4 protein-coding genes are annotated in these 2294 nt (G+C 63.6%); 2 read left to right on the top strand and 2 right to left on the bottom strand.

Features of this window, described 5'->3' with window-relative positions:
- Positions 1–814, top strand: an 814-nt coding sequence (locus ENZ75_RS29200; RefSeq protein ID WP_281061303.1) for a penicillin-binding transpeptidase domain-containing protein, incomplete at its 5' end; no start/stop codon positions are given.
- Positions 815–823: 9 nt separating this feature from the next.
- Here ENZ75_RS29200 and ENZ75_RS29195 read toward each other — a convergent pair.
- Complete coding sequence (locus ENZ75_RS29195) at positions 824–1189, bottom strand: nuclear transport factor 2 family protein (protein WP_027161316.1); 366 nt, start codon at positions 1187–1189, stop codon at positions 824–826.
- Between the two features lie 161 nt (positions 1190–1350).
- On the opposite strand from ENZ75_RS29195, the gene ENZ75_RS29190 reads away from it, so the two are divergent.
- Positions 1351–2103, top strand: coding sequence for an SDR family oxidoreductase (locus tag ENZ75_RS29190; RefSeq protein WP_013529556.1), 753 nt, complete (start codon positions 1351–1353; stop codon positions 2101–2103).
- Positions 2104–2116: 13 nt separating this feature from the next.
- On the opposite strand, the gene ENZ75_RS35385 is transcribed toward ENZ75_RS29190, so the two are convergent.
- Positions 2117–2294 (bottom strand): zinc-binding dehydrogenase (locus tag ENZ75_RS35385; RefSeq protein WP_164888090.1); only part of this gene is annotated, 178 nt, incomplete at its 5' end.

Genomic DNA, 2294 nt, shown 5'->3' with positions numbered 1-2294 from the left:
TGTCGAGGCGGCGCACCGCATGGGCATCCAGTCCGACCTGACAGCCAACACCTCGATCGCGCTCGGCACTTCGGAAGTGACGCCGCTGGAGTTGACATCGGCCTATGTCCCCTTTGCCAATGGCGGCTACAAGCCCGACATCCATTTCATCCGGCGCGTGACGACCACCGAGGGCAAAGTGCTTTACGACAGCGGCGGCGGCAGCGCGCCGCGCGTCGTCAAGCCTGAGATCGTCGGCATGATGAACTCGATGATGACGGGCACGGTTGAGATCGGCACTGCCCGGAAAGCGGCTTTCGCCTGGCCATCGGCCGGCAAGACCGGCACCAGTCAGAATTCGCGCGACGCCTGGTTCGTCGGCTACACCGCCAATCTCACCACCGGTGTGTGGTTCGGCAATGATGATGGCAGCCCGATGAAGAAGGTCACCGGCGGCGCACTGCCGGCGCAGGCCTGGCACGAGTTCATGGTTGCGGCCCACGAAGGTGTGCCGGTGCGGCCGCTGCCCGGCACCTGGAAATCGACGCCGGGCGACACAATCGTCCCCGACGAGATACCCTCGGCGAACAACACGGCGCCGGTTCCGTCCACGTCGGTCGGCCAGCAGGCACCAGCGCGGCCAGCAGCGCCGGTTGCCCAAGCGCCAGCGCCGGTCCGCGCGGCTCGTCCCGCCCAAACCGTCGATGCCGATGGCCTTTCCATGCCGGGGGATGACGGCGCCACCGCGTCGATCAAGCACCCGGTGCCGCCAGGCGACGTTGGCGGCCCGCGCAAGAAGCGGCAGACCTCGATCCTCGACCTCCTTGGCGGCTGAGTAGACCTGCTAATTCGCCTTTGGTTTGGCGCTGCCCAGCTTCTTGCTGTCAAAGGTCAGTTTGTCGCTGTGAATTTTGCCGTCGCTGATGGTGAGGTGCTTGGCGCAGGAAAGCGCGCCGGACGACTCTGTCATCAAGTCATACATTAGCAGCGCCTGGTGGTCGTCTCCGAAGGCCGCGATCATGCGCACACCGGTCACATCCTGTGAAAGTTTGGTCAGGCCCTCGAGGTAGGGGGCCTTGCCAGTCGACTGTTGCATCGGCCCATCAAAAACGACGTCGTCGGCGACATAGGATGCTGCCTTTTCGAGGTCGTGTCCTGTCCACGCTTTGGTGAAGGCGGTGGCGATGTCGAGGGGTGCTGTCTGTGTCATGACTTTGTCCTGATAGATTGATTCAGAACCCCGCACCCTTTCCGCATTCAAGGACCAACGGCGAGCCGGCTTCCCGGTTCCTCCTTTGAGGTGAATGGTGACATTTCGGCCTCTCGCCACCTCGGCGGCGTTCGGCTACATCTGCCGGCTGGAGACCTGAAATGACTGAGCTCGACACCCGAAAGACCATCGTGCTGACCGGCGCTAGCCGCGGCATCGGCCACGCCACCGTCAAGCGTTTTTCGCGCGAGGGCTGGCGCGTCATCACCTGCTCCAGGCAGGCTTTCGCCGAGGACTGCCCGTGGCCGGCCGGGCCGGAAGACCACATCAAGGTCGATCTCGCCGATCAGGAGGATGTCGGCATCGCCGTCTCCGAAATTCGCCACCGGCTGGAAGCGCATGGCGGCCAGTTGCATGCGCTGGTCAACAATGCCGGCATTTCGCCGAAGCTCAAGGACGGCAACAGCCGCATGAATTCGATCGACACGCCGATGCATGTCTGGCGCGACGTGTTCCAGGTCAATTTCTTCGCGCCGATCATGCTGGCGCGCGGGCTGTTCAAGGAACTGGCGGCGGCCAAGGGCTCGATCGTCAACGTAACCTCGATCGCCGGAACCCGCGTGCATCCTTTCGCCGGCACGGCCTACGCGACATCGAAGGCGGCACTCGGCTCGCTGACGCGCGAGATGGCGCATGATTTCGGTCCGCACGGCATCCGCGTCAACGCGATTGCGCCGGGCGAAATCGATACCGCGATCCTGTCGCCGGGCACGGACAAGATCGTCGAGACCATTCCTCTCAGGCGCCTTGGCACCACGGCCGAAGTCGCCGACATCATCTTTTTCCTGTGCTCGCAGCAGGCGTCGTATGTGACTGGCTCGGAAATCCACATCAATGGCGGCCAGCACGTGTGACAAAACAGGATGCTCATCCTGTTATGGTGAGAACAGCCTTGCCGCTGAAGCTGCGCTGTCGCAGTGCGTCCAGCGCTTGAGCGACGTCTGTCCACGGCGCCGTCAAGGCCACGCGCGTTTCGAGCCGGCCGGCTGCGACCAGAGCGAGCAGTGAGGCGATGTCCTCGCCGATGCCTGGACCAGACGTGTAG

The organism is Mesorhizobium sp. M7A.F.Ca.CA.002.04.1.1, assembly GCF_004022805.1.
GTDB lineage: Bacteria > Pseudomonadota > Alphaproteobacteria > Rhizobiales > Rhizobiaceae > Mesorhizobium > Mesorhizobium ciceri.
The sequence above is the reverse complement of the archived record's forward strand: the minus strand, read 5'-3'. Positions and strand labels throughout refer to the sequence as shown.